General features: G+C 50.1%; 6 protein-coding genes and 1 pseudogene. 4 read left to right on the plus strand and 3 right to left on the minus strand.

All coding sequences use genetic code 11. The features are described 5' to 3' along the window. Window positions 1-3 precede the first annotated feature (3 nt). On the plus strand, window positions 4-165 hold the full coding sequence (locus tag ABYP73_RS11540) for a sugar-binding protein (protein ID WP_372974429.1): 162 nt from the start codon (window positions 4-6) through the stop codon (window positions 163-165). Window positions 166-168: 3 nt separating this feature from the next. Here ABYP73_RS11540 and ABYP73_RS11545 read toward each other — a convergent pair whose 3' ends face one another. From ABYP73_RS11545 to ABYP73_RS11555, 3 genes are read right to left on the minus strand one after another with little or no spacing between them, the layout of a single operon-like run. After that, the gene (locus ABYP73_RS11545) at window positions 169-1,599 is read right to left on the minus strand and encodes a DUF4097 family beta strand repeat-containing protein (protein ID WP_372974426.1); all 1,431 of its coding nucleotides are present in this window, start codon (window positions 1,597-1,599) and stop codon (window positions 169-171) included. Then, the gene (locus ABYP73_RS11550) at window positions 1,571-2,155 is read right to left on the minus strand and encodes a hypothetical protein (RefSeq protein WP_372944780.1); all 585 of its coding nucleotides are present in this window, start codon (window positions 2,153-2,155) and stop codon (window positions 1,571-1,573) included. The genes ABYP73_RS11545 and ABYP73_RS11550 overlap by 29 nt, the downstream gene beginning before the upstream one ends. Then, a complete protein-coding gene (locus tag ABYP73_RS11555; protein WP_372944781.1) occupies window positions 2,127-2,696 on the minus strand; it encodes an RNA polymerase sigma factor in 570 nt (189 codons plus the stop codon). The genes ABYP73_RS11550 and ABYP73_RS11555 overlap by 29 nt, the downstream gene beginning before the upstream one ends. 88 nt (window positions 2,697-2,784) lie before the next feature. Between ABYP73_RS11555 and ABYP73_RS11560 the strand changes: the two genes are divergently transcribed. From ABYP73_RS11560 to ABYP73_RS11570, 3 genes and pseudogenes are all read left to right on the plus strand, one after another. Next, complete coding sequence (locus tag ABYP73_RS11560; RefSeq protein ID WP_372974427.1) at window positions 2,785-3,693, plus strand: aldose epimerase family protein; 909 nt, start codon at window positions 2,785-2,787, stop codon at window positions 3,691-3,693. Window positions 3,694-3,722: 29 nt separating this feature from the next. Continuing rightward, window positions 3,723-4,289, plus strand: a complete 567-nt coding sequence (locus ABYP73_RS11565; RefSeq protein WP_372974428.1) for a DUF2911 domain-containing protein — start codon at window positions 3,723-3,725, stop codon at window positions 4,287-4,289. After that, window positions 4,286-4,650: pseudogene (locus ABYP73_RS11570) on the plus strand (methylmalonyl Co-A mutase-associated GTPase MeaB); the annotation flags it as partial. The gene ABYP73_RS11565 and the pseudogene ABYP73_RS11570, both read left to right, overlap by 4 nt.

A 4,650-nucleotide genomic window follows, 5' to 3' on the forward strand; every position in this document is an offset into this window, starting at 1 on the left:
CCCTTGAGAAAAAACAAAAAGATAGGATTTGCCCTGGCCTACTGCGACAATGACGGCAGTGCAGAACGGGAGAATTTTATAGGTTCGGTGTTTGTACCCGGGGAAGACAAAAACCAGGGATGGATCAATGCGGATATCTTTGGGACCCTGGTCCTGGAAGAGTAGTTCCTATTGCAGGACCACAGAACTGTAGGCCGTATTGAGTTTAAAGACACGATCCGAAATTCCTTTGCCGGATGTACCCGTGTAAACGATCTGTGAACCGTCTTTGGTGCTTTTTAGCCTCCATGAGGCCGGATAGTTGAAATCAGACTGCGTATTCCTTACTGATACCGTGAAGGGTGCCATGGGCAGGGCACATTCCAGTTCCCCGTTCCTCACTTCGATATCGATCCTTTTGAAGTCGGGATCTACTGCGCTGATATAAATAGCACCGAGATCATTCCTGCTGATCAGGTTCCGGATCACCTTGTTGATCTTTACCTCGGATGAGGTCGCCTTTAGGTTCAGATCCGTAACCGCATCCAGCTCTACTTGATCGGTAAAACTGGTATTCAGATTCCCGTATTTCCACTGTGCTACCTTCACGGGCGTGTAGGCAGCGTTGATCTGAGTATCATCTCCTTCGATACTGGCAGCATGCAACCTTGCGTATGACAAGGTTGCACGAATGTTCCTGGTATTGGCCGCCAGCTTTACTTCCCCATGCCGTACATTCATTTTCAGGATGGCAGACTTGGGCATTTTGACCTTGATGGTCTTTTTGACCTTATACGATCTGGATTCCCCGTCTGCGGTTCGGAAAAAGAACTTGGATTCGTCGGAATCCTTCAGTTCAATACGAAGTTGTTCCCTGACCTTGCCGACTTCTTCCCTGACCCGTTCCCGGTCTTTCATCGCCTGTTCCCGTATCTTTTCGCGCTGCTCCTGCATTTCGGCCCGCTGTCCTTCCATGGCTTCACGCCTCTCTTCCATCAGGTCTTTTCGGGCCTCGGCCCTGGCTGCAAATTCCCGGCCCCATGCCTCCATTTTCTCCTGGTACTCCTTGTCAAAGCTCTTGTTAAATTCCTTTTTCCACTTCTTCATATACTTCTCCCCGTCTTTCTTGAAGGCTTCGTAGTCGAATTCAAAGTCGGGCATGGGTGGCAAGGGTGGCATCTCGGGCATGGGAGGGATTTCGGGGATGTCGATGGAATGGATGATGGCATCCACATCGGGGATATGGAAATGTTCCAGCTCCATCATTTTAGCCGAAGGCCACATACCCGCTAACCGTGCCCAACCGCTATTTCCTGAGGTTCTGATCTCAACGGTCTTGCTGTTGCCCAGTATCTCAATCCCTGAATTCTCAAAATAGGCCCTGGCCTCGTCCTCGGTAGCCCCTTCCAGTTCTATGGTGCCTTCCACGACCACTTCATTTTTATCCCAGGTCTCGAATTGGATATCGGCATAACTGGTATTGATGTCGATGACGGCATTGGGTTCTATCTTGAATTCTTCCTTATAGGTCTTGGTCTGTTTTTGGGCGAATGCCCCGGTACAGATCATGACCAGTGCAAGGGTGAGTCCCTTAAACGGTGTTGTTCGTAACTGTTTCATTGTTTGATGATTTAAGATGATTTAATTTTTCCTTGAGTTTCAACAGGAGTTGCAATCGCAGTTGCAGGTTGCGGATCAGGGCCTCGATAGTCTGTTCATTGGGGCCGATCTCGTTCAGTTCCCTGTTCAGGTCCCTGTATTCTGCATTCAGTTCGGAAAGCCGGCCCATAAAGTCGTCCACTATTTCTTTATTATCCTCAGAAAGATCGAGACGGGAAAGCTCCAGGTTGATCGAGCTCACGTAGTAGGTCTCCACCTTTTTGAGATCGGGAGAGAGGTCTCCCAGGGAGATCGCATAAGGCTCTTCAGCAACAGGCTGTTTGTCTACCACGGTGGTCTTCACGGGAAGCTCCGTCTGCAACTGCTGATAGAAGACAAAGCCCAGGCCCAGCAGGACCACCACAGAAGCGGCCATGCCGATGGGATAGTAAAACGACCTCTGCTTTTCGGGGAATGCCTCAGACAATTTTTCCTCAAAGCGAAGCTCGTGTCCTTCCTTCATACTGTGCTTTTTGGCGCGTTCGGCCTCAAAAAGCTTCCTGAGATCCTGTTTCATGTTTTTGTTCGTTTAAATAGGTGCGCAAATACTCTTTCCCTCTCATGAGTCGGGTCCGACTGGCCACCGGGGTCATATGCAGGATTTCAGCGATCTCCTTGTGATCGTATCCTTCCAGGAGATAGAGTTGCAAGACTTCCCTGTATTTCTCCGGCAATCTTTCCATAGCTTCCAACACCCCATCCACGGATACCTCCCGCTCCACAGTCCAGTCGGGTTCCTCGGCAAGCTGTAATTCGTGCTCTTCGATGGAGATCAGCCTTTCCCGTTTTGATTTTAGGAAATCAAGGCATTTGTTGACCACGATTCGCTTTAGCCAGGCCCCGAAGGTCACCTCACCCCTGAATTGCTGTATTTTTCTGAACGCTTTGATGAAGGCTTCCTGCACCAGGTCTTCCGCATCATCCCGTTCCCTCACAAACCTCATGGCCACGCAGAACATCCCATCACAGTACTGCCTGTACAAGGCCATCTGTGCGCTTCGGTCGTTCGCCTTGCAGCGTTCCACCAGGTCCCGTGCTATCTCCAGGTTTGTGTCCAACGTTGGTCGAGTTGTTATCTAAAAGACGATGTAAATAAGGCAGTGTTGCAAAATATTCTATTTTTAATAAAATCATTGAAACATCCCCTTGAAACGACAAACCATTAAGAACGAATATCTGCAACTTACCACTCTGGACTACGGTGCCATCATTCAGGAACTGCTGGTGCCCGACCGCAACGGAAATCTCATCAATTGCGTTGCAGGTTTTAAGGACAGCGCAGAATATCTGAAGGATGAACGATTTTTAGGCGCTTGCGTGGGCCGATTTGCCGGACGCATTTCCGGTACGCAACTACACATAGGGGATTCGTCTTTTCCAATCGAGGCTGAGAAAGGGGTACATTTACACGGGGGTAAAAAAGGCTTGGGCCGAAGAATATGGAAGATAAAAGAATTCGATACGGGCCGGGAACCCTTTGTGACTTATGAATACTTCAGTCCACACCTCGAAGAGGGTTATCCCGGTGATCTGCAGGTAAAGGTCACGTATCAACTCCTGGGCAACACCTTGAGGATCCTCCATGAGGCCACCACCGATCGGCCTACTGTCGTCAATCTGACGAACCACAGTTATTTCAGGCTCGACAGGGAGGCATCCCCCGATCACCTTCAGGTACAGATATTTGCGGAGAAACGGCTTGAGACCGGAGAGGATCTCGTACCTACGGGTAAACTCCTGCCGGTGGCGGGAACAGAATACGATTTCCAAAGCATGCGCCCCCTTGGATCGACCCGCTTGGATACCCCTTACGTGTTCGATCCGGCCAAAGACCCCAAAGCCCTTGCCTACTCGCCTGTGTCAGGGATCCGGCTTACCGTAGAATCAAATCAACCTGCTCTGGTTGTCTACACCCCAAAAGATCTGCCATCCATCTGTTTTGAAACCCAGAATTATCCGGATGCACCCAATCATCCCAACTTTCCTTCCTGCGTCCTTCACCCCGGAGAAACCTACGGGAATGAATCTTTTTTTAGGTTCGATTTACTACCTTAGGTCTGATATAACGATAATCGATCAACGCAATGAAAATATTAAAATGGGTTATAGGTATCCTGCTGGTCCTGGGCTTGCTCTTTTATTTTGTCGGCATGCCCTTCCTGAGGCAGCAGACGAAAAAACACAGCCCGGAAACCACTGTGGTCTATCAAAAGGACGGCTATGACCTCCTTGTCAATTACAGCAGTCCTTCCAAAAAGGGAAGGGTGATCTTCGGGGAACTGGTCCCGTATGACAAGGTATGGAGGACAGGGGCTAACGAACCTACCCGGTTTGAGACCAAAACAGACCTGATGATCAAGGGCAAACCCCTGACGGCAGGTTCCTATTCCCTCTGGACCATCCCGGGTAAATCACAATGGACGATCATCTTCAACAGTGAGATCCCGGACTGGGGGGCAACCCTGAGCAGTGGGGGAACGGAAGCCACCAGAAACCCTGAGACGGATGTACTGCAGGCAGAAGCCTCAGTTATCGAGATGTCTGCCACCCAGGAACATTTCACCATCAGTTTCCCGGATGAACACGGCCTTTTCCTGACCCTGAAGTGGGACAATACCAAGGTCCAGGTTCCGATTTTCAAGAAGTCTTGAGCCGCACTGATAACATAGGAGACAAGAGCGCCTCCGATCTCAAATCCAGGAGGCTGAATACCCCAACGGTAGAGGAACTGGTAAAGGGAATCCGCGTGGGGAACCAGTCGCTTCTGGCCAGAGCTATCACACTGGTGGAAAGTACCCATCCCGAACATCGGGAAAAAGCCTATGGGATCATTGAAAAATGTCTGGCTTTGAATGGGGAAACCCTGAGGGTCGGGATCACCGGGGTACCCGGTGTGGGCAAGAGTACTTTTATAGAAAGATTTGGCACCATGCTGACAGCCATGGGTAAAAAAGTGGCTGTCCTGGCCGTGGATCCCAGCAGTTCGGTAAGCAAGGGCAGTATCCTGGGAGA

It is taken from the genome of Muriicola sp. (assembly GCF_041567615.1).
Lineage (GTDB): Bacteria > Bacteroidota > Bacteroidia > Flavobacteriales > Flavobacteriaceae > Muriicola.

Bases quoted from the DNA above. Each gene is read 5' to 3' on its own strand.
- ABYP73_RS11545 (WP_372974426.1), bottom strand. From the start codon at position 1,599: ATGAAACAGTTACGAACAACACCGTTTAAGGGACTCACCCTTGCACTG.
- ABYP73_RS11550 (WP_372944780.1), bottom strand. From the start codon at position 2,155: ATGAAACAGGATCTCAGGAAGCTTTTTGAGGCCGAACGCGCCAAAAAG.
- ABYP73_RS11565 (WP_372974428.1), top strand. From the start codon at position 3,723: ATGAAAATATTAAAATGGGTTATAGGTATCCTGCTGGTCCTGGGCTTG.